The organism is Streptomyces flavotricini (assembly GCF_020639365.1).
Classification (GTDB): Bacteria; Actinomycetota; Actinomycetes; order Streptomycetales; family Streptomycetaceae; genus Streptomyces; species Streptomyces flavotricini.
Window position 1 is genome coordinate 619,798 of record NZ_JAINUL010000001.1, and the last position, 25,879, is coordinate 645,676.

At 72.9% G+C, this 25,879-nt stretch carries 25 protein-coding genes and 1 pseudogene; 12 read left to right on the forward strand and 14 right to left on the reverse strand.

The features are described from left to right. Positions 1–139: 139 nt before the first annotated feature. On the reverse strand, positions 140–457 hold the full coding sequence (locus K7B10_RS03120) for a hypothetical protein (protein WP_229334412.1): 318 nt from the start codon (positions 455–457) through the stop codon (positions 140–142). Here K7B10_RS03120 and K7B10_RS03125 point away from each other — a divergent pair. From K7B10_RS03125 to K7B10_RS03160, 8 genes are all read left to right on the forward strand, one after another. Then, the gene (locus tag K7B10_RS03125) at positions 450–671 is read left to right on the forward strand and encodes a hypothetical protein (protein ID WP_030861714.1); all 222 of its coding nucleotides are present in this window, start codon (positions 450–452) and stop codon (positions 669–671) included. The two genes, K7B10_RS03120 and K7B10_RS03125, sit on opposite strands and share 8 nt — an antisense overlap. Before the next feature lie 331 nt (positions 672–1,002). Beyond that, a complete protein-coding gene (locus K7B10_RS03130) occupies positions 1,003–1,761 on the forward strand; it encodes a thioredoxin family protein (protein ID WP_229334413.1) in 759 nt (252 codons plus the stop codon). Beyond that, positions 1,758–2,372, forward strand: coding sequence for a TlpA family protein disulfide reductase (locus K7B10_RS03135; protein ID WP_229334414.1), 615 nt, complete (start codon positions 1,758–1,760; stop codon positions 2,370–2,372). Before K7B10_RS03130 ends, K7B10_RS03135 begins: the two co-directional genes overlap by 4 nt. Beyond that, the gene (locus tag K7B10_RS03140; protein WP_229334415.1) at positions 2,369–3,133 is read left to right on the forward strand and encodes a cytochrome c biogenesis CcdA family protein; all 765 of its coding nucleotides are present in this window, start codon (positions 2,369–2,371) and stop codon (positions 3,131–3,133) included. Before K7B10_RS03135 ends, K7B10_RS03140 begins: the two co-directional genes overlap by 4 nt. A gap of 86 nt (positions 3,134–3,219) precedes the next feature. Beyond that, a complete protein-coding gene (locus tag K7B10_RS03145) occupies positions 3,220–3,786 on the forward strand; it encodes a hypothetical protein (RefSeq protein ID WP_229334416.1) in 567 nt (188 codons plus the stop codon). Positions 3,787–3,869: 83 nt separating this feature from the next. Next, positions 3,870–4,610 carry a response regulator transcription factor gene (locus K7B10_RS03150; RefSeq protein WP_229334417.1) on the forward strand — a complete coding sequence of 247 codons (741 nt, stop codon included), beginning with the start codon at positions 3,870–3,872 and terminating at the stop codon, positions 4,608–4,610. Continuing rightward, positions 4,607–6,013 carry an ATP-binding protein gene (locus K7B10_RS03155; protein WP_229334418.1) on the forward strand — a complete coding sequence of 469 codons (1,407 nt, stop codon included), beginning with the start codon at positions 4,607–4,609 and terminating at the stop codon, positions 6,011–6,013. Before K7B10_RS03150 ends, K7B10_RS03155 begins: the two co-directional genes overlap by 4 nt. 169 nt (positions 6,014–6,182) lie before the next feature. Then, positions 6,183–7,397 carry a hypothetical protein gene (locus tag K7B10_RS03160; protein ID WP_229334419.1) on the forward strand — a complete coding sequence of 405 codons (1,215 nt, stop codon included), beginning with the start codon at positions 6,183–6,185 and terminating at the stop codon, positions 7,395–7,397. A gap of 8 nt (positions 7,398–7,405) precedes the next feature. Here the strand turns inward: K7B10_RS03160 and K7B10_RS03165 are convergent, their stop codons facing one another. Both K7B10_RS03165 and K7B10_RS03170 read right to left on the reverse strand, forming a co-directional pair. Beyond that, positions 7,406–8,365, reverse strand: coding sequence for a DMT family transporter (locus tag K7B10_RS03165; protein ID WP_229334420.1), 960 nt, complete (start codon positions 8,363–8,365; stop codon positions 7,406–7,408). An 88-nt stretch (positions 8,366–8,453) separates the two neighbouring features. Beyond that, positions 8,454–9,188 carry an ArsR/SmtB family transcription factor gene (locus K7B10_RS03170; RefSeq protein WP_229334421.1) on the reverse strand — a complete coding sequence of 245 codons (735 nt, stop codon included), beginning with the start codon at positions 9,186–9,188 and terminating at the stop codon, positions 8,454–8,456. A gap of 287 nt (positions 9,189–9,475) precedes the next feature. On the opposite strand from K7B10_RS03170, the gene K7B10_RS03175 reads away from it, so the two are divergent. Next, positions 9,476–10,081 carry a hypothetical protein gene (locus tag K7B10_RS03175; RefSeq protein ID WP_229334422.1) on the forward strand — a complete coding sequence of 202 codons (606 nt, stop codon included), beginning with the start codon at positions 9,476–9,478 and terminating at the stop codon, positions 10,079–10,081. Positions 10,082–10,136: 55 nt separating this feature from the next. Here the strand turns inward: K7B10_RS03175 and K7B10_RS03180 are convergent, their stop codons facing one another. Then, the gene (locus tag K7B10_RS03180) at positions 10,137–12,431 is read right to left on the reverse strand and encodes a CehA/McbA family metallohydrolase (protein ID WP_229334423.1); all 2,295 of its coding nucleotides are present in this window, start codon (positions 12,429–12,431) and stop codon (positions 10,137–10,139) included. A gap of 267 nt (positions 12,432–12,698) precedes the next feature. Further along, a complete protein-coding gene (locus K7B10_RS03185) occupies positions 12,699–13,490 on the reverse strand; it encodes an SDR family NAD(P)-dependent oxidoreductase (RefSeq protein ID WP_229334424.1) in 792 nt (263 codons plus the stop codon). 141 nt (positions 13,491–13,631) lie between these two features. Here K7B10_RS03185 and K7B10_RS03190 point away from each other — a divergent pair, with 141 nt between their 5' ends. Further along, entirely contained in the window at positions 13,632–14,204 is a 573-nt protein-coding gene (locus K7B10_RS03190) for a TetR/AcrR family transcriptional regulator (protein ID WP_229334425.1), read from the forward strand. Between the two features lie 72 nt (positions 14,205–14,276). Here the strand turns inward: K7B10_RS03190 and K7B10_RS03195 are convergent, their stop codons facing one another. The 7 genes and pseudogenes from K7B10_RS03195 to K7B10_RS03225 all read right to left on the reverse strand — a co-directional run. Beyond that, positions 14,277–14,888, reverse strand: a complete 612-nt coding sequence (locus tag K7B10_RS03195; protein WP_229334426.1) for an RICIN domain-containing protein — start codon at positions 14,886–14,888, stop codon at positions 14,277–14,279. A gap of 164 nt (positions 14,889–15,052) precedes the next feature. Continuing rightward, positions 15,053–16,090 carry a terpene synthase family protein gene (locus K7B10_RS03200; protein ID WP_229334427.1) on the reverse strand — a complete coding sequence of 346 codons (1,038 nt, stop codon included), beginning with the start codon at positions 16,088–16,090 and terminating at the stop codon, positions 15,053–15,055. A gap of 251 nt (positions 16,091–16,341) precedes the next feature. Continuing rightward, positions 16,342–17,328, reverse strand: coding sequence for a TolB family protein (locus K7B10_RS03205; protein ID WP_229334428.1), 987 nt, complete (start codon positions 17,326–17,328; stop codon positions 16,342–16,344). Next, the gene (locus K7B10_RS03210) at positions 17,325–18,599 is read right to left on the reverse strand and encodes an MFS transporter (protein WP_229334429.1); all 1,275 of its coding nucleotides are present in this window, start codon (positions 18,597–18,599) and stop codon (positions 17,325–17,327) included. The genes K7B10_RS03205 and K7B10_RS03210 overlap by 4 nt, the downstream gene beginning before the upstream one ends. Continuing rightward, on the reverse strand, positions 18,599–19,948 hold the full coding sequence (locus K7B10_RS03215; protein WP_229334430.1) for a discoidin domain-containing protein: 1,350 nt from the start codon (positions 19,946–19,948) through the stop codon (positions 18,599–18,601). Before K7B10_RS03215 ends, K7B10_RS03210 begins: the two co-directional genes overlap by 1 nt. Positions 19,949–20,249: 301 nt before the next feature. Continuing rightward, positions 20,250–20,912 carry a response regulator transcription factor gene (locus tag K7B10_RS03220; RefSeq protein WP_229334431.1) on the reverse strand — a complete coding sequence of 221 codons (663 nt, stop codon included), beginning with the start codon at positions 20,910–20,912 and terminating at the stop codon, positions 20,250–20,252. Then, positions 20,909–21,739, reverse strand: a pseudogene (locus tag K7B10_RS03225) (sensor histidine kinase); the annotation flags it as partial. The pseudogene K7B10_RS03225 and the gene K7B10_RS03220, both read right to left, overlap by 4 nt. 503 nt (positions 21,740–22,242) lie before the next feature. Here K7B10_RS03225 and K7B10_RS03230 point away from each other — a divergent pair. Then, positions 22,243–23,469 carry a hypothetical protein gene (locus K7B10_RS03230; protein ID WP_229334432.1) on the forward strand — a complete coding sequence of 409 codons (1,227 nt, stop codon included), beginning with the start codon at positions 22,243–22,245 and terminating at the stop codon, positions 23,467–23,469. A gap of 7 nt (positions 23,470–23,476) precedes the next feature. Here K7B10_RS03230 and K7B10_RS03235 read toward each other — a convergent pair whose 3' ends face one another. Beyond that, a complete protein-coding gene (locus tag K7B10_RS03235) occupies positions 23,477–23,875 on the reverse strand; it encodes a VOC family protein (RefSeq protein ID WP_229334433.1) in 399 nt (132 codons plus the stop codon). A gap of 89 nt (positions 23,876–23,964) precedes the next feature. Between K7B10_RS03235 and K7B10_RS03240 the strand changes: the two genes are divergently transcribed. After that, positions 23,965–24,972 (forward strand): helix-turn-helix transcriptional regulator, encoded by a 1,008-nt coding sequence (locus K7B10_RS03240; RefSeq protein ID WP_229334434.1) that lies wholly within the window; start codon positions 23,965–23,967, stop codon positions 24,970–24,972. 115 nt (positions 24,973–25,087) lie between these two features. Here K7B10_RS03240 and K7B10_RS03245 read toward each other — a convergent pair whose 3' ends face one another. Further along, the gene (locus K7B10_RS03245) at positions 25,088–25,819 is read right to left on the reverse strand and encodes a hypothetical protein (RefSeq protein ID WP_229334435.1); all 732 of its coding nucleotides are present in this window, start codon (positions 25,817–25,819) and stop codon (positions 25,088–25,090) included. Positions 25,820–25,879 lie beyond the last annotated feature (60 nt).

Here is a 25,879-nt window from a genome sequence, read left to right on the forward strand (position 1 = left end):
GCGGAGGACGTCGGCGTTGGCCGGTCCGCCGCCCGTACGGGCCCCGCGGACCCCGGCCCCCCGGCCCCCCGGAAGAGGGGAGGGGGTGACGGGCCCGTCGGCGCGTCCGCCACTATGGGGCCGTGCCCCGACTCCCTCGTTACCTGCTCATGTGGCTGTCGTGCACGGCCGCCAGCGTGACCGCCGTGCTCGCCACGGTCCAGTTCGTCGTCGGCTCCACCCGGCACACGCCCCCGGTCGCACGCTCCGCCCCGACGGTCATCGAGACGCCGCCCGCATGGCAGGCGGGCACGCCGGCGCCGAGCACCCCGTCACCGAGCGCGTCCGCGAGCCCCTCGCCCTCGGTGACGCAGAAGCCGTCCCCCTCGGCCGCGCCCGCCACCCCCGCCAAGGCTCCCCGGACCAGCCCCTCGAAGAGCTCCGTGGACTGCGCCGAGGGCGGAGCGGGCTTGTACACCGTCCCCTCGCAGGGCGGCAAGGTCACCGTGCGATACGGCAGCCGCGGCGTGTGCCTGATCTCCGCCGTCCCGGACCGCGGCTTCAAGACCACCACCTCGCAGTCCGCGGACGACACCCTCACGGTCACGTTCACCAGCGCCGACCACCGGTCGGTCGTGACGGCGACGATCGAACCGTCGGCGAAGGCCACCGTCCGCGAGTCGTCGCTCTGAGACCTGATCCCGCCGTACGTCTCCCGCGGGCCGACGCTGACGACAGCGCCCGGCTCCGCCCCCTTCGGCGGGATTGACCGCCTTCTCCCCGCCCCCGGGGCGACCTCCGGTGAAGCGGAAGGTGAGCTGTTCCTTAGGGCATCCTCAAGATCGGGCCGAGCCGGTTCCGGCGGGCCGCAGCGGTCCTATGCTCACGTCAGCCGAGCGGCTTTCGGCGCCGGGGCGTGACCCCGGCGATCCGTCGGGCCGCCGGTTTCACCGAGCCGGGGGGCGCCCTGCCCCTCCCGCATTCCGATCCGTGTCCTGGGGTGTCTTCGCCATGAGTTCTCGCATGCTCCGACCCGTCCGCGCCGACCGGCGTACGCAGCCGCCCCGCCCCGCCGCATCCCGGGGAATGCGACTTCCGCTGGTCGCCGCGGCCGTGGTCGCGGCGGGGCTGACCGCCGCCTGCGGGCCGTCCACCCAGCCCGTCGGATCCGCCGCGCCGTCCTCGGCCCCGCCGTCCACCGAGGCCTCGGCCATCGAGTCCGCCACCGCGTCGCCCGAGGCGTCCCCGACCGCATCGGCCTCCGCGTCGGCCTCCGCATCCGCGTCCGCCACCCCCCGGCCCGGCTCCTCGCCCACCCGTGCCGGGTCCGCCGCCACCGGGACGGCGGCCAAGCCGTCCCGTACGTCCTCCGCGGCCAAGCCGGCCGCCGTACCCGGGCCCGGGTACGACAGTTCGGCCGACGCGCAGAAGCTCATCGACGCCGCCCTGCGCACGGCCAAGTCCGAGGGGCGGACGGTACTGCTCGACTTCGGCGCGAACTGGTGCGGCAACTGCAAGGCCGCCGACAAGGTGTTCGCCCAGCCCCAGACCGCCGCGATCCTGGGGAACTCGTACCAGCTCGTCAAGATCGACATCGGTGGCAACAGCTCCGCCAACTCCGCGCTCCTGCGCAAGTACAGCCCGTCCGGCGGCACCTACACGATGCCCGTGCTGGTCGTCGTCTCCCCGTCGGGCACCGTGCGGACCGACACGCACGTCACCGGCAACCCGCCCCTGACCGCGGAGGGCATCAACTCCTTCCTGCGCCAGTGGGCGTCATGAGACGACCGGCCCGCAGGTACGTCCTCGCCCCGGCCGGGGCCGGGCTCGCGGTGGCGGCCGGCCTCGTCCTCGCCGGCCTCGCCACGGACGACGGCGGATACGGGGCACCGGACGGACGGGCCGGGACGGCTGTGGCGGCCGCGGCCCGGGCCACGGTGACGGACCCCGGATCGCGACCGGACGCGCCCGCGCTGGACGGCGACGACCTGGACGGCCATGCCGTCAGCCTCGCCGGGCTCCGGGGCCACGTCGTCGTCCTCAACATCTGGGGTTCCTGGTGCGGACCGTGCCGGACGGAAGCCGACGGCCTGGAGCGGCTCAGCCGCCAGACCCGGTCAGAGGGAGTCCGGTTCCTCGGGATCAACACGCGCGACCGGGACCCGGCCGCCGCCCGTTCCTTCGTACGCGCACACTCGCTGAGCTTCCCCAGCCTGCCCGACCCCACCGGTGAACTGCTGCTCCGCTTCCCGCCCGCGCTGCTCAACCCGCAGGCGGTCCCCGCGACCCTCGTGATCGACCGCCGCGGACGCGTCGCCGCCAGCATCGGGGGCGCTGTCACCGAGGAGCAGCTGCGGCCCGTCCTCGCGCACGTCGCGCAGGAGGAGTCGTGACGCTCGCCGCCCCGGACCCCGCCTCCCTCGTCAACGGAACACTCCTGATCGCAGCCCCCGTGGCACTCGTCGCGGGGCTCGTCTCCTTCCTCTCGCCGTGCGTTCTGCCGCTCGTCCCGGGCTACCTCAGCTACGTGACCAGCCTGTCGGTCTCCGACCTCGCGGACGCGCGGGGCGGGCGCCGCAGCCGCATGGCGGCGGGAGCCCTGCTGTTCGTGCTGGGCTTCACGGCGGTGCTGGTCTCCGGAGGCGCCCTGTTCGGCCACTTCGGCCGCGCCCTGCTGGCCCACCAGGAGGTGATCACGCAGGCGGTCGGCGGGTTCACGGTGCTGATGGGGCTGTCGTTCACGGGGTTCCTTCCGGGCTTCGCGCAGCGGGAGTTCCGCAGCCACCGGCGGCCCGCGCTGGGGCTCGCCGGAGCCCCCGTGCTGGGAGCGGTGTTCGCGGTCGGCTGGACCCCCTGCATCGGCCCGACGCTGGCCGCCGTCCAGGCGCTGGCCTGGACCGAGGCGAGCGCGGCCCGCGGAGCTCTGCTGATGGCCGCCTACTGCCTGGGGCTGGGCCTGCCGTTCGTCCTGGCCGCGCTGGCCTTCCGCCGTGCCCTGGGCGCCTTCGGCCTGGTCAAACGCCACTATCCGTGGGTGCTGCGGACCGGCGGAGGGCTGCTCGTCCTCGTCGGCGTACTGCTGGCCACCGGGGTGTGGAACGACCTCGTGTACACGCTCCAGTTGTGGAGCGCGGACTCCACCACCGCCCTCTAGAACCGGTTCCGCGCGATCCGGCCGGTCCGGCGCGATCCGGCCGCAGGGACTCAGAAACACAGACATACGCAGATCCGGAGACGCACATGAAGGTTTCACAGCACATACGGCGTTCCCGGACAGCCCGGGTCTCGGTCGCCCTTCTCTGCTCCGCCGCCCTCGCCGCGTGCGGCGGTCAGCAGGACGAGGGCGCCCACCGCCCCGCACCCACGACGAGTTTCACCGAGCAGGGGGTCACGGTCACCCTCTCCGTGTCCGACTGGCACGCCTCGACGGGCACGCTCTCCGCGGTCTTCACGCCCGAGCGCAAGGGTTTCCACCTCTACAGCACCGATCTGCCGGCCGACGGCGTCGAGGGCGTGGGCAGACCGACGGCCATGGCCGTCACCGGGGCGGTCAAGGCGGCCGGCAGGCTGGCGGCCTCCGCGGAGGTACGGTCGATCAGCGTGCCTGGTGTCGAAGCCCCGGTGCCCGTCTACCCGGACGGCCCGGTCACCGCCACCCTGCCCGTCCGCGCCGACGCGGACGGGGACGCGACGGTGCTGATCGGGTACGCCAGCTGCAGCACCCAGGACGGCTGTACCATTCCGGTCTCCGACCGCCCGGTGCACCTGCACGTCACCGGCGACCGCGCGACGTTCAACCCCCACTAGGGGGTGTCTTGTCGATCGGCCCGGCATGATCGACAAGACACCCCCTGGCCCCGACCCGGCCGGCCGACCCTAAGGTGTCCCCCATGCCCAGCGTCCTGGTCGTGGAAGACGACCCCAGCATCCGCCAGTCACTGATCGAGGTCCTGACGGAACACGGGTATGCCGTGCGCAGCTCGGCCGACGGGTTCGGAGCCCTGCGGGAGGTCACGCAGACACCCCTCGACGCGGTGGTCCTCGACCTGGGCCTGCCCGATCTGGACGGAGGAGACGCACTGCGCATGATCCGGGGCATCTCCTCCGTGCCCGTCCTGGTGGCCACCGCCCGCGACGACGAGCGGGAAATCATCAGCCTCCTCAACGCGGGCGCCGACGACTACCTGGTCAAACCGTTCTCCGGCGGGCAGCTCGTCGCCCGCCTCTCGGCCGTCCTGCGGCGCACCACGCACGTCCCCGCCACCGGACCCGCTCCGGGAACGCGGGGAGCACCGGCCCCACACGCCGCTGCGGCGGTCGACGCGCTGCACCCCACCACCGTGGGCGAACTCGCCGTGGACCCGGGCGCGCGCACCGCGTACCTGGCCGGCGTCGAGCTGCGCCTCACCCGGCGGGAGTTCGACCTGCTCGCGTTCCTCGCCCGCCACCCCGGCCAGGTGGTCTCCAAGCGGCGCCTGCTGACCGAGGTCTGGCGCGAGCCGTACGTCGACGACCAGACCGTGGACGTCCACCTGTCGTCCCTGCGCCGCAAGCTCGGCGAACGGGCGGCGGCCCCGCGCTACCTGCTGACCGTCCGCGGAGTCGGCATCAAACTGGTGGCACCGCGTTGAGGCGTTCCCTGGCCGGAGTGGCGCTCGCCGTGACCTCCATGGTCGCCCTGTCCTTCCTCATACCCCTGGCCGCACTGGTGATGTCGCTGGTCAAGGCACAGGCCGTCACCGCCGCCGAACAGCGCGCCGCCGCCCTGGCCCCCATCCTCACCCTGACCACGGATCCCTCCGCGCTGCGGGAGTCCGCCGCGAGTCTGGACCCGGCCCAGCAACTGGTGATCCACCTGCCGGCGGACGCCCCGGCCCTCGGCAGCTCGAAGGCTCCCGCCGCGCTGCTCGAACGGGCCCAGCAGGGGCGGGAGTCGATCTCCCAGGCGATCCCGGACGGCTGGATCTGCCTGCAGCCGGTGGTGCTCCCCGGCGACCGGGTCGCCGTGATCGAGAACTTCGTGCCCGAGGAGGAACTGACCCACGGGGTCAAGGAATCGTGGGCGGTCATGTCCTTCCTCGCGGTGGCGCTGATCGGCGGTTCCGTCCTCGTCGCCGACCGTCTCGGCTCGAAGGTCGTCAGGTCTTCGAGGAAGCTCGCCCAGGCCTCGCGGGCACTCGGCCAGGGCGACCTGGACACCCGCGTGGACCCCGTGGGCCCCAAGGAACTGCGGGACGCGGGTGTCGCCTTCAACGCGATGGCGCACCGGATGACCGAGCTGCTCGCCGTCGAGCGCGAACTCGTCGCCGATCTGTCCCACCGGCTCCGTACGCCGCTCACCGCACTGCACCTCGCGTCGGAGCGCATGGCGGGCACACCCGAGTCGGCCCGGGTCGAGGCGGCCGTCGGTGAACTGGAGGCGGAACTGCGGGCCATCATCGCCGCGGCGCGCACCCCGCTCGCCGTGGGCCCCATGGGCCAGGGCATGCTCGGTACGGAAACGCCCGCGAGCCACGACGCCGCCGGAGCGGGGGCGTCCGGCCCCCGCTGCGAGGCCGCCGACGTGGTGCGCCGACGTACCGCCTTCTGGTCGGTCCTGGCGGAGCAGCAGGACCGGTCCTGCTGCGTCGAGCTGACCCAGGAGCCCACGGCCGTCGGCCTCTCCGACGACGACGTGGCCGCCGTGGTGGACGCGCTCATCGGCAACGTCTTCCGCCACACCGCGCCCGGGACCCCTTTCGGCGTCCGGGTGGTGCGGACGGCTCAGGCCGTCGAGCTGGTCGTGGAGGACGGCGGGCCGGGCATCCCCGAACCGGACCTGGCGCTCTCCCGCGGGAGCAGCACCGGTTCCACCGGGCTGGGCCTCGACATCGCGGGCCGGGCCGCGAGCGCGACGGGCGGGTCGGTGCACATCGGCCGCGGCCCCCTGGGAGGAGCCCACATCACGGTGTCGTTCGCCCTGGCCCCGCAGGCTCCGTCCGAACGCAGACGCCGCATCTCGCGCCGCCGGCCGGCCTGGCCGCGCAGACGGTAGGCCGCGCGCGCCCGCGGCGGCCGTTCCTGCTTGTGGCCGACCGCCCTCTGTTCGGCCGCTCGTAACTGACGTACAAGTGAAGGCCGCACCACACGGTCGGCCCGTGCGTCAGGGGGCGTGACGGTCCGTCGAGCCGTGCTCGTTTCGAGCGATCCCCTGGGGGGGCGTCATGAGCAGACGATCACGTGCCTGGATCCTGGTGGGCGCGGGCCTGATCGCCACGGTCTCCGGTCCGGCGTACGGGGCCGACGCGCCGTCGGCCGGGCCGGCCGCGGGGACCGTGCAGTACACCGTGCAGGACCTCGGCACGCTGGGCGGTACCCGCAGCAAGGCGACCGCCATCGCGGGCGACACCGTCGTCGGGAGCTCGTCGACGACCGGCGACGCAGCCGAACACGCCTTCGCGTACGACATGCGCAGGCGTTCGATGACCGATCTCGGCACCCTGGGGTACTCCAGCCGGGCGCCCGACGTCGAGGGGGACCACGTCGTCGGGCAGTCGGACCTCTCGGCCGACGGCCCGACCCACGGGTTCGCCTACAGCCTCCGGACCCGCCGGCTCGTCGACATCGGCACGCTCGGCGGCAGCAGCACCCGCATCACCGGCCTGAACGGTGACACCGTGGTGGGGACCTCGTCGCTCTCCGGCGACGTGGTCACGCACGCGTTCGCGTACAGTCTGCGCACCCGGATCATGACCGATCTCGGCAGCCTCGCCGGCCCGTCGGGCGTCAGCACCGCGGCGGCCGTCAGCGGTGCGATCGTCGTGGGCAGTTCCTCCCTGCCGGACGCGCCGGCCGCCACCACGCACGGCTTCGCGTACGACCTGGGGACCCGCACGATGACCGATCTCGGCACGCTCGGCGGGAACTCCAGCACGGCCAACGACATCAGCGGTTCCACCGTGGTCGGTGGGTCCCGGACCGCAGGGAACGGCCTCGCCGGATACGCCTACGACCTCCGCACGGGCGTCCGCACGGACCTGGGGCCCCGCTTCCTGACCGGGCAGCTGATCAGCGGGAGCGCCGTGGTCGGCGGCGACGGCCTGCTGGCCAGCTCGTTCGACCTCACGACGCACAAGAGCGCCGTGATCGGCTCCGGGCGTGGTGTGACCGAGGTCAGGCAGATCTCCGGGAGCGTCATGGTCGGTGACAATTTCGCGCCCAACTCCTTCGCGTTCGTCGCCCGCTCCGACCACGGCGACTTCACCTACCTGCCTTCCCTCGGCGGCCTCAACTCCGGCGCGGCGCAGGTCAACGGCCTCGGCGTCGTCGCAGGCAGCGCAGCGCTTCCGGCCGCCGACCCGGCCAACTCCAACGGTCCTTTCCACGCCGCCGTCTGGCTGCCGCACACGGTGGCGCGGGGGGCCAAGCCGCGGTCCTGAAGCCGTGCCTACCGCCCGCGCGCACCGGCCGCTCCGGGTGCGGGCGCGTCCGCCCGCTCTGCGGAAACCTCCTGGGCGCGCGGGCGGTAGCGGGAGACGGCCACCCCGGCCAGGCACAGCAGGCCGCCCAGCAGGGTCAGCCAGGCCGGGACCTCGCCGAGGAGGATCCAGCTCAGCAGGACGACGATGGCCGGCACGGCGTAGGTCGTCGCGCCGAGCTTCCCGGCCGGCATCCGCGCGAGGGCGTAGGTCCAGGTGGTGAAGGCGAGGGCGGTCGGGACCACGCCCAGGTAGACCATGTTCAGGGTCGCGGAGAGCGGAGCCCGCGGGACCTCGGCCACCAGCTGCCCGGCGAACGGCAGGCACGCCACGGTGCCGGCGAGGCAGCTGTACGTGGTGATCTGCAGCGGCGTCCCGAAGGAGAGCGCGGGCTTCTGCGCGACGACGCCCGTCGCGTACGCCACCGCCGCGAGCAGGCACAGCGCCACCCCGAGCACCGAGGTGGAGCCGTCGCCGCCGGAGGACATCGACAGGCCGACGACCACGGCGCCGACGAAGGAGACCGCCATGCCCGACAGCAGCCGCGGCGGCAGTGCCTCGCCGAGCAGGCGCGCGGCGAGGAGCGCCATCAGGATCGGCCCGGTGTTCACCAGCAGGGACGCCGTACCCGCGTCGACGAGGCGCTCGCCCCAGTTCAGCGCGACCGTATAGCCGCCGAACCACACGAATCCGGACAGCAGGATGCCGCGGTGCGCTCCGCGCGGGGGCAGGCCCCCGCGGCGCAGCAGGAGGAGCGCCACGAGGACCAGCGAGGCGGCGAGGAGCCTGCCGAGCGCCAGCGCCCCCGGCGAGTAGGCGGCTCCGGCGCTGCGGATGGAGACGAAGGCGGACGCCCAGGCGAACACCGTGCAGCACACGGCGCCGACGATGAGCAATCCGGGCGGAAGGGCACGCGGGAAGGTCTTCATGCCCACGACTCTACCCTTAACTCTTCGGCAGTCACCGAACTATTTTTTCTACAACTTCCTGGGGGACGCCCGAGTGCCGCGACGCCCGCTAACTCCACGACTGCGGAGCGAGGCCCAGCAGTTCACCGAAGGCCTCCTCCCCCGCCCCCGTCACCAGCAGGCCCCGGCCGCCGCCCTCGGGGCGCACCACCCACTCCTCACCCAGGGCCCGCGCGCACAGCCTGGCCCCGACCAGGCCGCCCAGATGGCGCCTGCGCTCGGTCCAGTCCAGGCAGGAACTCGCCAGCGGCCTGCGCCCCGCGCCCGTCACGTCGACGCCCGCCCGGCGGCACCATTCGAGTCCGCTCTCGGTCAGCGCGAAAACGGCCTCCGTGCGCAGCAGCCCCCGGCGTTCCATCGCGTCCGTCACGGCCATGCCGAGCCGCCCCGCGAAGTGGTCGTAGCAGGTACGGGCCCGGGCGAGGGGATCGGGCGCGGCGACCACCGGAACGGCGTGCGCCGCGTCCCGGCCCGGGACGGCGTAGGACGCCAGCTCGTCCACCAAGCGGGCCGTGGCCGCCGAGGCGATGCGCACGTAGCTGTGCCGACCCTGGCGCTCCGTCACACAGATCCCCGCGTCGAGCAGCCGGGTCAGGTGCCCGCTGACGGTGGAGGGGGCCACCCCGGTGATCCGGGCCAGCTCGCCCGCCGTCCAGGCGCGCCCCTCCAACAGGGTCATGCAGATGGCCGCCCGGGTCTCGTCGGCCAGGGCGGCGGCGAGAGAAGCGAGCCGAGCGGCGGGGGCCGGCGCATCCGCAGCCCCGGGAGCAGGTACGTGTTCCATGACTCCAGGGTGCCTCATCGTTTCGGCATATGGCGAATGATCCGATGCGCCGGTGACACCGCCGGGATCTGACGGACGGGGGCATCGGCGCGCGGGAGTGGTGTCGCCGGTCATCACCGGGGGGAGGTGACCGTCGCGGCGCCGTCGGCACGGGAAGGCGCCCGGCGGGGCGGGATCCGCGTACGGTCGGTCGACGGGCCGTGGCCCCTCCTCGCGGCGGTCGTGCCCCACCCGGTCGTCGGCCGACCGGTCCCGTCCGATTGATGTCGCCGGAACAGGAGCATCCCATGCGCCTCTACGCCCAGACCCGAGCACGTCGCCTCCGGCAGGTACTGGCCGACCTGATCGCCGTGGTGCTGATCGCGGCGGCGGTGAGGATCGCTCTGGCCGTCCACGACGGGATCATGGTCCTCGCCGAGCCGGGGCGGAAGCTGGAGGACGCGAGCGGCGGCCTGGCGTCCGGCCTCGACGACGCGGGGAACGCGGCGTCGAACGTGCCGCTGGTCGGGGGGCTCCTGAAGAAGCCGCTGCAGTCCGCCGCCGAGGCCGGCAACGGACTCTCGGACGCGGGGCAGTCGATGCAGGACTGGGTGGGCCGGGTGGCCGACCTGACGACGTTCGCCCTGATCGTCGTCTCCGTGGCGCTCGTACTGGCGTTCTGGCTTCCCCCGCGCGTGCGCTGGATCAGGCGCAGCGCCCGGATCCGCGGGCTGCTCGACGCTCCCGGCGGCGCCGATCTCCTGGCCCTGCGGGCGCTGACCGGTCCGTTGAAGGACCTGGCCTCGGTCCCGGTACCGGCGGGAGGCCTCGCCGATGCGTGGCGGCGGGGTGACGAACAGGCCATTCGCGACCTGTCCCGGGTGGCGCTCAGGCGGGCCGGCCTGAGCGCCTGAAGCCCGGGCCGACCGCGGCGAGCGCCCCGCTGCCAGACGGCCTTTGACGACACGGCTAGCCGGCGCTGATGGCCGTCAGGTGCGTGGTGCCGTCACGCAGGGCGGTGATGCGGACCTGCCCGGCGGGGAAGGGGTCCGTCCCGTTGGGGCCGGGTATCCGGCCGAAGGGCGTCCAGGAGCCGTCCGGCATCCTGACGTTGTGCCAGACCCGGCCGTCGAGCCCGACCGCCACGACCTGGGCCGAGCCGTCGGGCGTCCCCGCGATGCCGATGGCGCTCGCCCCCATGGTGGGGGTGGAGACGCCCGGCGGGGGCCGGAATCCGGTCCAGGACCCGTCGGGCCGCCGCAGTTGGTGGTACACGATCCCGTCGATCCCGATCGCGAGGACCTGCGAGGATCCGTCGGGCATCCCGGTGATGGCCAGGGCCGGGCCGGAGAACGTCGCGGCCCCGTTGTAGCCCGCCATGCGTCCCCAGGGGGTCCACGCACCGCCACGCCCGCGCACGCAGTGGTACATGGCGCCGTCCATGCCGTAGCCGAGCAGCTGCGCGGACCCGTCGGGCATGGCGGTGATCGCCAGCTTCGTCGCACCCCAGCGGCTCGTCGCCGGAGAGCCGGGCATGGCCCGGAACCCGGGCAGCCCGCCGTCGGCACGCCGCTGCTGGTGGTACGCGGTGCCGTCCATGGCCGTCGCCACGATCTGGCAGGTGCCGTCGGGGAACGCGGCGATGTCCGCCTCCCGGACGGTGAAGTCGGTCGAGCCGTCCGGTCCCGCGACCCGCTGCCAGGGCTGCACCATGGCCGGTCCCCGTACGGTGGTCAGCCACAGGCCGTTGTCGGGCGCGATGCCCAGCACCACCACCGACCCGTCCGCCATGCCCGCCGCGGCGCTCTGCAGACCGGCGAACGAGGCGGCACCGCCCGCGCCGGGCAGCGGACGCAAGCTGCTCCACGATCCGTCGGGACGGCGCTCCGTCTGGAAGAGCACGCGTCGCTCGACGTCGTACGGGGGCAGTTGCGCGGAGTAGAACCACACCGGGTTGGTGATGGCCACCAGTTGGTCCAGCGTGGTGGAAGCGGGCTTGAGGCGGCGGACCTCCGCCCGGACGAACATCGACGCCTTGCCCCAGCCGCGCCACCTCAGCCGCCCCCGGCCACTCCCGTCGATGCCGGTGGCGGCCATGATCCCCCACTCGGTGTAGAGGGTGGCGATGCTGTCCGGGGCTCCCGTCACGTCCAGGGTCACGTCGACGGCGTCGAAGAACGACAGGGGAAGCTCCTCACCGGGCCCGGCGACCGCTGCGCCGGTCCGGGCGCTGAAGTCCAGGGTCACGGCGGCCGATTCCACGGCGTACGACCGCCCCCTGCGCAGCGCGTCCAGTACGGCGGGGGTGGACAGTCCGGCCGCGCGCACCACGTTGTGGGGCCGGCCGACCGCGTCCGCGGGGCTGTGGGCGTCGCTGTTGCCCACGGCGGCGATCCTCTTGCCGAGGCAGAGCATGACGTGCCAGGCGGCGATGTTGGCCGCGTCGTCCAGGGTCCACGGTCCGTTCCACACCTCCAGCGCGTCGACGCGGTCGAGGCCGAATTCCCAGAAGGACCCGGCCGCCGGAGTGAGCGGGTGGGCGGCGATCGAGAGTCCGCCCAGGCTGTGCACGCGCCGGGCGTGGCCGTCGAACGCCCCCTGGTCCGAGGGACCGTAGCGCCAGTCCACCCATTCGCCCTGGGGCAGGCCCACGGCGAGCCAGTGGCCGTGGCGCGTGGTGACCTCCTCGGCGTTGATGACGAGGAGGTCGGTCGGGACGTTGCCGTGCCAGGTCACCCCGGTGGAGCTGGTGTTGTGGTCGGAGGTCGCGATGAAGTGCAGGCCTTCCTGCCGCGCGGCGGCGACGATCTCGTCCACCGTGCGCTGTCCGTCGGAGTGGACGCTGTGCAGGTGCAGGTCGCCCCGGTACCAGCCGGCCCCGCGGCCCGCCACCGAGGCCGGCAGGAGGTCGTACGGGGTGCCGGGGAGCTGGTCACCGTGGTGCAGGGTGACCTCGACCTGCGAGGCCATTCCGCCGGTGCTGCCCACCATCGGCCCCAGGATGACGGACCAGCCCCCGGGCTCCACGGGTCCCGGCACGTAGCCGGGGGTGGCGTCCGACATGGAGAGGGTGAAACCGGCCCGTGCGCCGCCCGACCAGCCGCGGAACCCGGAGGGGCCGAAGACGCCGAGGTCGAGGATGCCGGCGGCGGCGTCGTGGGTGGTGGAGACGGAGATCCGCTGCACTCCGGCGGGGACGTCGAAGGCCACGTAGGCCCACTGGTCGTTGCCGTACGGGGAGCGGCCCGTGTAGGTGGTCGTCACCGTGTCGGTCCCCCCGCCCCGCGTCGAGGCGAGGGCGGCCGGTGCGGGGACCAGCGCGGCGACTCCGCCCGCGGCCAGCAGGGCCCCTAATCGAAGCAGCGACCGGCGCTCGACGCCGGGGACGGGGGTGGGACCGGGGACGGCGCTGGGGAGGTGTTGACTCGGCACAGTCGTGCACTCCGTTCACATGAGGCGGCATGGGAGGCGTGCGGAACGAGGACGTGCGGGTGCCGGTGCGGCTGCGGCTGCGGCTGTGGAAGGGGCTGCCTACCGGTGTGAGCGCTGGGCCTCGACGATCTGTCGCACGGAGCCGTCGAGGCCCGCCCGGGCCTGGACCCGCTCGGCGAAGCCGGGGAACTGCCCGGCGATGGCGCTGAGCAGCCTCAGCTCCAGCGGCGCCACGTTCACCTCGCACCGGTCCTGGCGGACGGCCCGTACGACGCCGGCGGCGACCTGTGCGGGCGTCACGGTCCTGATGCCGCTCGGCGGGGTGGCGCCCGTGGCGGCGAACATCCCCGCGTCACGGACGAAGCCGGGCTGGACCAGGGACACCCCCACGCCCGTGCCCCGGAGTTCTTGGCGCAGCGAGAGGGCGAATCCGCGCAGTCCGAACTTGGTCGCGTTGTACAGCGAGGTCGACTTGGTCGCCGCCTTGCCGGAGATGGAGCCGACCAGCACGATGTGCCCGCGGCCGCGGTCCACCATGTGTGCCGCGAGCAGCCGGGACAGCAGGAGCGGCGCCCGCAGGTTGACGTCGAGGGCGCGGTCGAGCTGTTCCCCGGTGTAGTCCAGGAGGTCGCCGCTGGCGGGCAGGGCCGCGTTCGCGACGAGGACGTCCGCGTCGGCGCAGGTCTCGGCGAGCCGGACGACGTCGGACCGGACGGCCAGATCGGCGACCACGGTGTGGGCACCGCATGCCTGCGCGGTGGATTCGAGGGCCTCCGGTCGGCGCCCGGTGACCGTGAGACGGGCGCCCCGGGCCGTCAGAGCCGCCACCAGGGCGGATCCGATGCCCCCGGTGGCCCCGGTGAGGAGAACGTTCGATCCGGACATGTCCACGCTGACTCCCGTACGGTGCCCCTGAGTTGTTCGTTCGAACGAACGATAAGGATCCCTCCGCTCCGTGTCCACACCCCGGACCCGCCCGACTCCCCTGCCCCGCCGGGTCGTTCACGGCGGCCGATGGGGCAGAATGCCGACATGCCCCATGCCTCCGACACCCGCCAGAGCATCATCGACGCCGTGCTGCGGATCATCGGACAGGACGGCGTCGCCGCCGTCACCAACCGGCGGATCGCCAAGGAGGCCGGAGTCTCGCTCGGTTCCGTCACCTACCACTTCGCCACCCAGCACGAGCTGCTGCGCGAGAGCCTCCTGCATTTCGTGGCCGAGGAGACCCGGCACTTCACGGGGCTGGCCGACGCGTGCACCGACGAGCGGTTCGACATCGGTCAGGCGGCCGAGGTGGTGGCGCAGGTCGCGGGCGGCACCGCCTTCGACAGCCGCCACATCGCACCCTTCGAGCTGTACGTCCAGGCCGGCCGCGACGAGCGGCTGCGCGCCGCCGCGGCCGAATGCTTCGCCGCCTACGACCTGCTGGCCGCCCGGATCCTGACCCGCCTCGGCGTTCCGGATCCCGAACGGCTGGCGGGGGCGGCCGTCGCCCTGGTCTTCGGGCAGCAACTGCGCCGCCTGGCCACCGGCGCCCCGGCCGAGGACCTCGTCGACGCCCTGCTCGTCCTCACGCGGCTCACCCCGACGCAGACCGCGTAGGACACCCGTCCCCGTGGCGAGTCGACCGGGCCGACCGGGCTGACCGGGCTGACCGGGCCGCACGCCACAGGGTCAGTCGGCCCATACGTCCCACCACTGCTGTGACTGGAAGTTCTTCTGCCACAGCTGGATGCGGGCGCCGTTCCCCAGGACGTTCGCGTCCCGGTCCATGACGATGTTTCCGCCGCCGTAGAAGCGGGCGTTGTAGATCGCCCGGTCGCCCGACGGGTGGGACCAGCTCTGCTGCGGTGTGCTGTTGCAGTCCCAGATCTGCACCTTGGTGCCGTTGCTGCCGGCCCCGTCGAGGTCCGCGTCCAGGCACTTGCCGGGGAACCGGTAGCTCTCGAGCGCACCGTTGTTCCAGAGGTACCAGCGCTGCTGGGTGGTGCCGTTGCACTGCCAGACCTGGACGACCGTGCCGTTGCCGCCGCCGTTGGCGTCGACGTCCAGGCACTGGGTGGTGGGCCGTTTGGCGAAGTCGTTGGTGATCCGGACGGGCTGGTTCAGCAATCGCCGCGGCGCCGCGGCGCTCACTCCCTGCGGCTGCGCGCTCCAGTACACGGGGCGGGGCGCCGACTGGGCCCGGGCGGCGCTTCCTTCGGCGGCGCCGGCACCGGAAGCGGCGGCCAGTACGGTGGCGGAGGCGACGGCGGTGACCGCGGTCCATCGTGTGATGCGGGGCATGACCTCTCCTGCCTCTTCGGGGCGTGCGTGGGCCGTGCGGCGGCACGGCGAAGAGGCACCGGTGGCGTGCTTGCCGGTGCGCGGCCGTACCGGAACACAGCTGAACACGGCCCGGCGCGGTCGCGTCAGAGCGCCGATCCGGCCACGACTCGGGTGCCGGCGGATCAGGACGTGTCGTGAGCCGGGGTGTTGCGGGGAACGCGCAGGATCTGGTCGAAGTGGCCGGGCCCCGAGGCCGGGACGACCTCGGGAGCGGCGCGGTAGCGCAGCGTGCCGGTCTGCCAGGCGTGGTAGCCGGCCATCCACGCGGTCATGATCCCGACGTAGGTGTCCACGGCAGCCCGTTCGCGGCGGCGCAGGCCGAGCTGCTCGCACAGCGCGGGCACCTGTCCGGCGAGCTCCCGGAACCTCCGCACGAGCCGGTTCACGCGGTGACCGGCGGCCGCGACGGCCTCGTCGCGGTCGAGGTGCCGGGTGTGTTCGAGGACGAGGACCAGGTTGTCGACATCGCCGCGGGCCTCCTCCTTCTCCAGGGAGTACACGTCGTTGCACATCAGGGTGACGTCGACGGCCGCCTGGCGCATGATGCGCAGCTGGGGTGCGTGGAAGGCGACCGCGGGGACGGTGATGCCGGCGGCCCGTTCACCGAGGGACAGGGGCAGGTCGGTGGCCGCGATGCCGCGGCGGACCTGGAGGTAGGTCGTCATGTCGGCGGGGGCTCCGCGCAGGCGCCCTATCGCTTCGTGTGCGTGGGCGGCGAAGTAGTACTCCCATTCGTGTGCGGTCCGGGCGGTCCAGCCGGGGTGGGCACCGCGCCTGCCGCGGGCCCGGATGTCGGCGAACGCCGCCGTGCACGGGTCGCCCCCGGCGGGCGGGGCGGCGCCGTGCGCGATGTCGATCAACTGCCGGCAGACGCGGGCGGTCCGGGCCGGGTCCAGGCCGAGGGGGCCGTCGAACTGGTCGTCGAAGACGAAGAAGAAGCCCATCGCGTCCGCGCACAGGTCCAGGGCGGGGCCGCCGGCATGGGGGAATCCGAGGGCGGCCAGGCGCGGCATGTCCCAGGAGGCGTACCAGGCGGCGGAACGGTCGTCCGAGACCAGGCCGAGCCGACGGACCCACTCCAGGTTGCGCCGCCGGACCTCGTCCAGCCCCGGGCCGATCGCCGCCGCGGCGGGGAGTTCGAAGTCGATGTCCTGTGGCACGGGTCCCCCCGGTGTCGTGGGAAGCAGCATGGTCCGGCTCGTGGCGCGCCTCGCGAGGGAAAGGATTCTGCGGACAGGTGCTCGAAGACCTGCGGCTCCCGCACACCCTGCCCGGGCGGCCCGGATCCGGACAGGGAGCGCGGGGGGCGGCCCGACGCATTCGCGCACGCTCGGCCGCAACCGCACGCTTCCCGCACACGCCGCGGGCGCGGCCCCACCGCCCCCGTCCGAGCCACGGCTCCGGGGCCCTTTCAGTTCGCGGCGGCCGGCGAGGAGCCGCCGGGGACCAGGAGGCGGGGTTCGCCCGTGCCGTCCGCCGGGACCGACCAGATGTCGCTGTCACGTCCGTCGCGTCCGGGGAGGGCGTAGCCGATGGTCCCGTCGTCCAGCCAGGCCGCCTGGTCGTCGACGCTCCGCGTCTCCGCGAGCGGGTGTTCCCGCATGTCCGCCAGGTCCAGGACGTACAGCCGCCAAGGGGCGGCGGGGTCGTCGGAGACCTTCTTCTTGAAGGCGATGCGGGTGTCGTCCGGTGAGAGGGACGGGCATTCGACGTTCTCGCGCAGGGCCTTCGCCGACCAGTCGTGCAGGTTGCCCTCGACGAGGTGGGTGCGGCCCTTGGTCGACACCGTCGCGTAGAAGCGGTTGTCGTCCCGCGCGAAGGTGACTCCCCAGTAGTTGACGTCGGGCGCGTGGTAGCGGGTCCCGTCGATGGTGAGCGGGATCTCCTCCATCGATTTGATCAGATAGCCGGTGCGCAGGTCGAGGAGGGAGGTACGGGTGGAGAAGGCGCTCGTGGCGTAGGAGTCGCCGGTCGCGAAGGCCGTCCAGGACACTACGTTCCCCGAGGCCGAGACGCGGGCCCTGTTGGGGATGCCGGGTACGGTCACGCGCTGGACCTCGCGCAGCCGCCGGTCCAGTACGAGGGCCTGGGTGCGGGCCGGGATGCCCGGCAGCTTGCGCAGGCACAGGGCGCGCTCCCCCGCGGCGTAGAAGCGTTCGCAGGCGGGGCCTCCGGTGGCGGGCGGGCCGCCGGTGCCACCGCGGCGGGCGATCCGTCCGGTGGCGGAGTCCCGGTAGTAGAGCCCGGGTTCGGCCAGGCTGAACGATCCGTCCGCGGCGGTGGTCGGCAGATCGCGGTGCCGGGCGTGCAGTACGTAGCCCAGGGAGCCGCCCCCGAGCAGCAGGACGGCGAGCACGACGAGGGCGAGCCGGCGGAGCTGTGGCGGGCGGGGGTTCACGGTGCCTCCGGGGTGTCGCGGGCGGGGGCCGGGGCGGGGAGAGGTGTGGGGGTGGGGGTGGGGGTGGGCAGAATGCGCCAGGCGGCCGTGAGGGCCGCGGCCAGGGCGAGGGCCGCCGTCCACAGGGCGGGCCCCTGCCCCCAGAACGTCCAGGCGGCCCCGAAGCCCGCGGCGCCCAGCAGCCGGGCCAGTGCCTGGCCGGTCTGGAGCACCGCGAGCCCGCCGGCGCGGCGGTGCGCGGGCAGTACGGGCCCGGCCAGGGCCATCAGGACCCCGTCGGTCGAGGCGTAGAAGACGGCGAGGAGTGCCAGCACCGCGGCCACGGTCGGCCAGGCCACGGGGAGCAACAGGACGGCGTACGCGCCGAGCAGCGCGGCGTGTCCGGCCAGGAACGGCAGCCCGCGCCCGACGCGGTCGGCGATCCGGCCGGCCGGGACGGCGAGGAGCAGGTATCCGGCGGCGGCGCCGAGCGGCAGCAGCGGGAACAGGGCGGGCGGCAGGTCGAGGCCGCGCTGCAGGAGCAGGTAGAGGAAGGAGTCGCCGATGGTGGCGGCCCCGAGCAGGGAAGCCGCGTAGAGGATGCGGCGGAAGGCGGGGTCACGAAGTGCCGTGTGCTGGAGGGGTGTTCGCCGGACCGGGGGCGCGGGGGCGCCGGCGGGGACGTACAGCACGAGCAGGAGCACGCCGAGCAGGCCCGTGCAGAAGCTGACGGCGAACACCGCGTCGTAGGCGTCGGCGGTCGCCCACAGCACGGCGAAGGCGGCGAGCGGGCCCAGCAGGGCGCCGGTGGTGTCCATGGCCCGGTGCACACCGAACGCCCGGCCCAGCGTCTCCGGCGGTCCGCTGAGCGAGATCAGCGCGTCGCGCGGGGCGGTGCGCACCCCCTTGCCGAGCCGGTCGGCGGCGAGCGAGCCGGCGATCCCCGCGGTGGTGCCGCCGGCGAGGAGCAGCCCGAGCCGGGAGAGGGCGGAGAGCAGGTAGCCCGCGGAGGCGACCCTCTTGTGGTGGCCGCCGCGGTCGGCGAGGCGGCCGCCGAGGAGCCGCACGAGGGCGGTGGCTCCATTGAACATGCCGTCGAGGAAGCCGAACTGGAGCGGTGAGAGGCCGAGGCCCAGGACGAGGTAGAGCGGCAGGACAGCCGTGACCATCTCGGAGGAGACGTCGGTGACGAGGCTGACCGCGCCCAGCGCGATGACGGTGGCGGGGACGCGCCGCCGGGCCCCGAGGGGGCGGGGCGGCGCGTCCGGGCGGCCGGTGCTGGCCAGGTACATCAGTGGCAGCTGTACTTCGGGCTGGTGTCCTTGACCCCGTCGGCGGCGACGTAGGTCCAGCTGTAGCCCGAGTCCGTGAAGTCGAGCTTCAGGACCCCGTACTGGCCGCTGATGCGCTTCTGGCTGTTGGGCTGCACCTGCTCGATCGGGTAGGGCTCGGCGCCGCCCATGCCGCCGACGATCTCCACGATCCCGTCGGCGGCCGCCTTGCCGTCGGGGTTCTGCGGGGCGAACCGCTCGTAGTGGTGGTCGTGTCCGTTCAGGACCAGGTCGGCCTTGGCGGCGTAGAGGATCTTCCAGACGGGCTTGGAGACGGGGTCGTTGCCGTGTCCGCCGGAGGAGTACAGCGGGTGGTGCCAGTAGGCGGCGACGCACTGCTTGCCGTTGGCGGCGAGGTCGGCCTTGAGCCAGTCGATCTGGGCGGCCTGGTCGAAGGCGTTGGAGTCGAGGGCGATGAAGTGCCAGTTGCCCTCGTCGAAGCTGTAGTAGCTCTTGCCCTGCGGGTAGGCGATGTTCCCGAAGTACGCCTTGTATCCGGCGAGGGAGCCGGCCGGGTCGTACGTCTCGTGGTTGCCGGGTACGGGGTGGGTCTTGGCCTTGAAGGTGCCCCAGCTCTTGTCGTAGTAGGCGCGGAAGTCGGCGATCCGGGCGTCGTCGTACTGGTTGTCGCCCATCGTCAGGTAGAACTTCGGGTCGATCTGCCGGGCCAGGGCGGCGGTCTTCGGGTGGGCGCAGCCGCTGTCGGAGGCCGTGCACTGGGCGGCGATGTCGCCGGCCGCGACGACCGTGAAGGCGCCGCCGCCGGGGGGCGGGCCGTCGTCCACGGTGCCGTACACCTCGGCCTCGAAGAGGGAGTAGCCGTACGCCGTGCCGCGCGCGGTGCCGTACACGCGCAGGTACCTGCCCTTGCCGGAGAGGCCGGTGAGGTCGTCGGTGCCGCCGTTGCCGGCCTTCTCCTCGGCGATCCTGGTCCAGGTCGCGCCGTCGGTGGAGACCTCGACGCGGTAGGCCTTGGCGTAGGCGGACTCCCAGGTCAGCTTGACCCGGGAGACGGTGGCGCCGGCCCCGAGGTCGACGCGGATCCATTGCGGGTCCTTGCCCTCGACGCTGGCCCAGCGGGTCGAGGCGGCGCCGTCGAAGGCGTTGGCGGCGCCGAGGGAGGAGCTCTCCGTGGAGGAGGCGGTGGCGGGCTTGCCGCGCGAGATGAGCGGGTCGGCGGCGGCCCCGGCCCGGCCGGGCCAGGCGAGGAGGAGCCCGGCGACGAGCGCGAGCACGGCGGTCACGACGAGGAGGGCGGGCCGAAGCCGTCGGCCCGATGCGGGTGGTGGGGTGGAGGCGTACAGGTGCATGCCTGACTCCTTGGCCTGGGAACGGCGAGAGCTGGACACCGGTGCGGAGAGCGCCGCCCCCCGGGCCGTGGGGACGAGCAGGGGACAGCGTCACGGCGGCCGGGTCAGAGCTCTCGCTGAGCGCGTCATGCCCGTGGCATCGGGCACCGCGCCAAGCCGCCGTCGGGGAGCGTAGCGGATAGGAAAGTTTCCTACCAGTGCTTCAACACGCCGGTCTGCAGGGACGGTTGGCCGGGCGGTGTCCCACCGCGATGCGGGGCGGGCACGCGGGCCAGGCAGGTCCTGCACAGGCCAGGCCCGCTCACGCCAGGCCCGCTCCGATGGCGAGGCGCACGGCGTCGGCCCGGTTGCGGATGTCCGCCTTGGCGAACAGGTTGTTGTTGTGGGTCTTGACGGTGGCCTCGCTGATGAAGAGCCGTTCGGCGATGGCCCTGTTCGGAAGGCCCTGGCCGATGAGGGTGAGGACTTCCCGCTCGCGCAGCGTGAGGTCCTGCGGCAGGGACGCCGGCTCGGGCCGGTGCGGGTGGACGGCGGCCAGGAGGCGGTCCTGGACCTCGCGGTCGAGCACCGACTGTCCGGCGGCCGCGGCCCGGATCGCCCGCGCGACGTCCTCGCGGCCCGCGTTCTTCGTGAGGTGGCCGCGGGCTCCCGCGCCCAGGGCGCCCAGGATCGAATCGTCGTCGGCGAAGGTGGTCAGGACGGCCACCGCCACACCGGGGTGTTCCGCGCTCAGGCGCCGGGTGGCCTCGGTTCCGTCCGTGCCGGGCATCCGCAGGTCCATGAGCACGACGTCCACCGGCCCCGCGACGACGGCCGCCAGGACCTCGTACCCGTCCGTCGCGGTGGCGACGACGTCGATGTCCCGGAACAACGAGAGGACGGTGGCGAGCGGTTCCCGCACCGCGGCCTGGTCGTCGGCGACGATCACCTTGACCGGCCGGGTGGCGTCCGTGGGTCCGCTCATCGCGGGATCACCGCTTCCACCTGCCAGCCCCCCGAGTCCGGCCCCGTGGTGACGGGCCCGGTGGTGACGGTGCCACCGAGCAGGGCAATGCGTTCGCGCATTCCGATCAGTCCCATTCCGCTTCCGGTGGCCACGGTCACCGGCAATGTCGCGGGCTTGTTGCGGACGCTCAGCACGGTCGCCTCTTCGGCGAAGGTCAGCCTGACGCCGACCTCGCCGCCGGGGGCGTGCCGGGTGGCATTGGTCAGCGCCTCCTGGGCGATCCGCAGCAGGCACTGCGTCGACCGCGCCGGCAGCTCGCGGACGTCTCCGACCACGGTGAGGGCATCGTGGTGGCCCGACGATTCGAGCATCGCGGTCAGGCTCTCGCGCAGCGGCAGACCGTCTTCGCGCAGCGCGTGCACGGTCCACTGCGCCTGCCGGAGGCTCTCCCTGACCAGGCTGTGCGCTTGGCCGTTGGCCTCCCGGATCCCGGCCAGGTCTCCGGTGTCGATCAGCGCGTCGACCAGTTCCCCTTGCATGTCGATCCCGGCGAGCGAGTGGGCGAGTACGTCGTGGACGTCCCGGGCGATCCGGGTGCGCTCCGCCAGCACCGCCGTGCGGGCTTCGGCCCTCGCGGCCTTCTCGGCGGACTCGGCCGCCGCGATCGCCGCCCGCGTGGCCTGGGCCCGGCTTCGCCCGGCCATGCCGCCCAGCACGGCGGCGCCGGTCGCGAGGCCGGCGACGGTCGTCGCGTACCGGCCCGGCTCGGCTTGGACGTACAGCACGCCACCGCACAGGAGGCTGCAGGACACGGCGAGGACCAGGGCCGGTCTGGTGTCCAGGCGGGACCGCACCGGCCTTGATCAGGACCTGCCCGTCCGCGCGCCGCATCCGGGTGAAGACGCCGCCGGCGACGCCGAGCGCCGCGCCGACGGCCATGAGGGTGCCGATCAGGACGAGGTCGTTGCCGCCCGTGGGAACGGTGTCGAGGTAGTTGAAGCCCACGAACGTCACGATCCCGAGCGGCAGCAGGTAGGACTTCGGGGTCAGCGGGCCTTCGCGCAGCTGCCGGAAGACGATCAGGACGAGGGCGATGTCGGTGATCCATGTGGTCGTGTTCATGCGCTCATGCCTGCTGAGAGAAGGCGCCCGGCGCCTGGACCCTCGGGTGGAGACAGGGGTGGAGATCCGCGCGCGAGAAGGTGGGCGGGCTCGGCCCGTGGTTCGATGGCGGCGTGGAGATCATCTCTGAGCCCCTCCTGACCCGGGGGCCCGGCCGGCCGGGCGGGCTGTTCGGCCGTCTCCGCGACGCGGGGCGCGGATGCGGGGCGCGAGCGCGGAGCGGGGGATGAGCGGTCTCCCCCTGTCCGCGAGGATCCGGCCGTCGCGCCGCGCACGGCTGCACGGTCTGCTGCCTCCGGTCGTCGCGTGGCTGGTGGCCGACCTCGTCACCTGGACGGTCGCGAAGGCTTCCGTCGCGGGCGACGGATCCGAGGTGGCGTTCTGGTCCACTGCCGGTCGGCGCCGCTGGGACTCCGAGCACTATCTGTCCATCGCCAAGACCGGCTACGAGATGTTCCGGTGCCGGGATCGCTACGCGGACTTTCCCGATGTCATGTGCGGAAATGTCGCCTGGTTCCCCGGATACCCGATGTCGGTCCGCGCGGTTTCCGCCGCCGGGCTTTCCTACGAGATCTCGGCGGTCGTCGTCACCGAGGCATGCCTGTTCGGCAGTTTCGCGGTGTTGTGGTACTTACTCGGCGCCCGGCTCACCTGGGCCACCGGTCTCACCCTCGCCATCGGCACGGTCTTTCCCGGCGGTGTCTACTTCCACGCGATCTTCCCGATCGCCGCCGGAACCCTGGCGTTGCTCGTCTGCGTCGCCGGCGTGAAACGTGGTTCCTGGGTCATCGCCGCCGCCGGTGGTTTCATGGCGGCCGCCAGCCATCTCGTCGGCGCCGTCGCGGTCGGAATGCTGCTGCTGAGCGCGTTCTTCGCATGGCAGCGGGACGGATGGCCGGTGCGCGTCGTGAAGGCAGCGGCCTCCGCGGCCGTCGCCGGGTGCGGCGTCCTCTGGGCCAAATGGCTGATGTGGCAGGCGACGGGTCGGTGGGACGCGTACGAGATCATCCAGAAGTCCAGTTACCGGCAAAGCGGCGTACGGCAACCGTTCGACGAGATGAGGAACGCCTACGATTTCCCCTTCAGCGATTGGTACCGGCCCCAGGGGCCCCTGCCATGGCTCGTGGAACACAGCCTCGACGCGCACAAGACCCAGCTCTGGCTGAATGCGGTCTTCCTGCTGCTGGTGGTGGCGACGGCGGTCGTTCGGCTCTTCCGGAGACACCGGCTCGGCGCCGAGGAGTGGGCCGCGTTGATCCTGACGGTGGCGATCTTCCTCCTGCCGTTCTTCGCCGGCGCGGAAATGTCGTGGTACCGCAACCATGCGCAGATGTTCGTCGGGCTCGTACTCGTCAGGTACGCGTCCCGATGGCTCCAAGTTCCGCTGTTGGCACTCTGCTCGGTCCAGTACTGCCTTCTGGGTTCGATGTTCTTCGCCGGAGTGCTGGTGTGACCACCCGTCACCGGGCGAACTTGGCGAGGGCGGCCGGGGTGACGGGGGTGAAGAAGTTGACGAGGTTGCCGTCGGGGTCCCGCAGGAGCAGCGAGCGGTTGCCCCAGGGCATCGTGGTGGGCTCCTGGACGAAGTCCTCCGTGGAGCCGGCCAGGTTCAGGTGCACGCGGTCCACGTCGTCGACGAGGAACTCGATGATGACGCTGTGGTTGTCGGCGGGGCGGGCGGCGCCGGGGGCGAAGAGCGGCACGGTGCGGGTTCCCGCGATGGCGAGGGTGGCCGAGGCGGTGCCGAGTTCGGCGAAGTCTTCCGTGGACCAGTTCGCCCCCACTCCGGTGGCGCGCTCGTAGAAGTCGACGAGGCGGGCGACGTCGCCCGTGATGATGCGGATCGAGACGAAGTCCATGGGTCTCTCCAGACGTGTCGTGGTGATGACCTCACGCTAGAGCGGATACCGGACAGGATCCGCCCGGTATGTGCGCCAGACTTGCGGGCATGTCCAGACCCATCGCTCGGGTGCTCATGCTGCTGGAGCTCCTGCAATCGGGCGGCCTCCGGACCGTCGCCGAACTCGCCGCCCGGCTCGAAGTCGACGAGCGCACGGTGCGGAGGTACGCCGATCACCTCCTCGACCTCGACGTACCCGTCGAGTCGGTGCGCGGCCGCCACGGCGGCTACCGGCTCGCCTCCGGCTACCGCATGCCTCCGCTCATGCTGAGCGACGACGAAGCGCTCGCCGTGCTGCTCGGCCTGATCGCCGGCCGGCGGGCCGGGCTGATGACCGCCACGGGCTCCGCGAGCGAGACGGCGGCCGCCAAGATCCGCCGGGTCCTGCCGGAACGGCTCGGCCACCGGCTCGACGCCGTACTCGCCTCCCTCGCCTTCACCTCCCCGCCCAGTGCGCCGTCGGCTCCGGACACCGCGGTCCTGCTCGCGATCGCCGACGCGGTGCGCCACCACCGGCCCGTTTCGATCCGGTACACCGCCGCCGACGGACGGCGCAGCGAACGCACACTGCACCCGTACGGGCTCGTCGCCCACGCGGGCAGGTGGTACGTGACGGGCGGCGATCCCGCGATCGGCGAGGACCGTACGTTCCGGCTGGACCGCATGGCGGAAGCCAGGACCCTGCCCGGCACGTTCGACCCGCCCGACGGGTTCGACCCGGCGCGGCGCGTCCTGGCGGCGATGGCCTCGGCTCCGTACCGGCACGAGGTGACCGTACGGGTCCGCGGGACGGCCGAGCACGTCCGGACCCGGCTTCCCGCCGGCGTCGCGATCGTGGAGGAGTTGGCGTCCGGCGGCAGCCCGGATGCGGAGACCGAGCACTGGTCCCGCGTCGAAATGCGTGTGGACCGGCTCGATTGGCTGCCTGCCGCACTCGCCTCACTCGACCGCCCGTTCACCATCGAGCGACCCGAAGAACTCCGCGGGCTCGTCACCCGATTCGCCGAAAGGCTCGCGGAATCGGCCCGGCAGGAAGGACCGCCCGAGGCGCCGTGAGTTCCGATCCTCCGGATATGCGAATGTCCCCGCCTTCACGGACAGGCGGGGGACATTCGCGAACGATCATTCTGGCAGCGCGGTCCGCTGAATCAAGAAATCAGTGGTTCTTGGTCTACTCGTCCTTCAGGTAACCGCCGACGAAACCGCGGTAGTCACCCCAGACGCGCTCCCGCTCGTCCCAGGAGCTGCCCCAGCACGACGCCGTCCAGACGGTCTCGCTCTGGGCGTTGTCGGCCGGCGGCGAGGAGATCCACTCCTTCACCGGGCTGTGGGAGAAGCTGCATCCCGGCACGTACAGGTAGTGGCTGGCGCTGCCCGGGTACACCTTCGTGGTGTCCTTGCCCTTGACCTGGTAGTTGGTCCGCACCGTGACGCGCGAGACCTTCACACCGAGGAACTTGTCGGTGTACGAGTACGAGGCCCACATGTCCCGGTAGCCGGACGCCCTCAGCGCCGCGGTGCTGTGGGGGGACGCGTCGTCCCCACCGCCGGTGGACTCGCGCTCCACCACGACGTCGCCGCCCGCCAGCTCCGACCGCGTGATGCCCGCGGCGGCCGGGGACTCCCCCGCGTCGAGCAGCTTGGCCATCAGGGCCCGGTCTTCGAGCAGGTCCAGGAAGCGGGTCTTCTGGGCGCTCGAGAGGGCCGAGAACCCCTGCGCGGTCTCCTTGGCCTGCTCATCCCCCTGGGCCACCTTCGTCGCGAGGTAGGCCTGGTACTTGGCGACCCGCGCGGCCTGCGACACCAGGCCGTCGTCGGCCTGAGCGGACGCCGGCACCATGGCCAGAGCGATTCCGGCAAGAGCGGTGGCGGCGGTGAGGCCTCTTCTGATCGCGGCGCGCATGCTGATTTTCTCTCCCCTTTTGATTTCCACTCGGCCAATTCGGGTAGGAAAGGGCGAGGC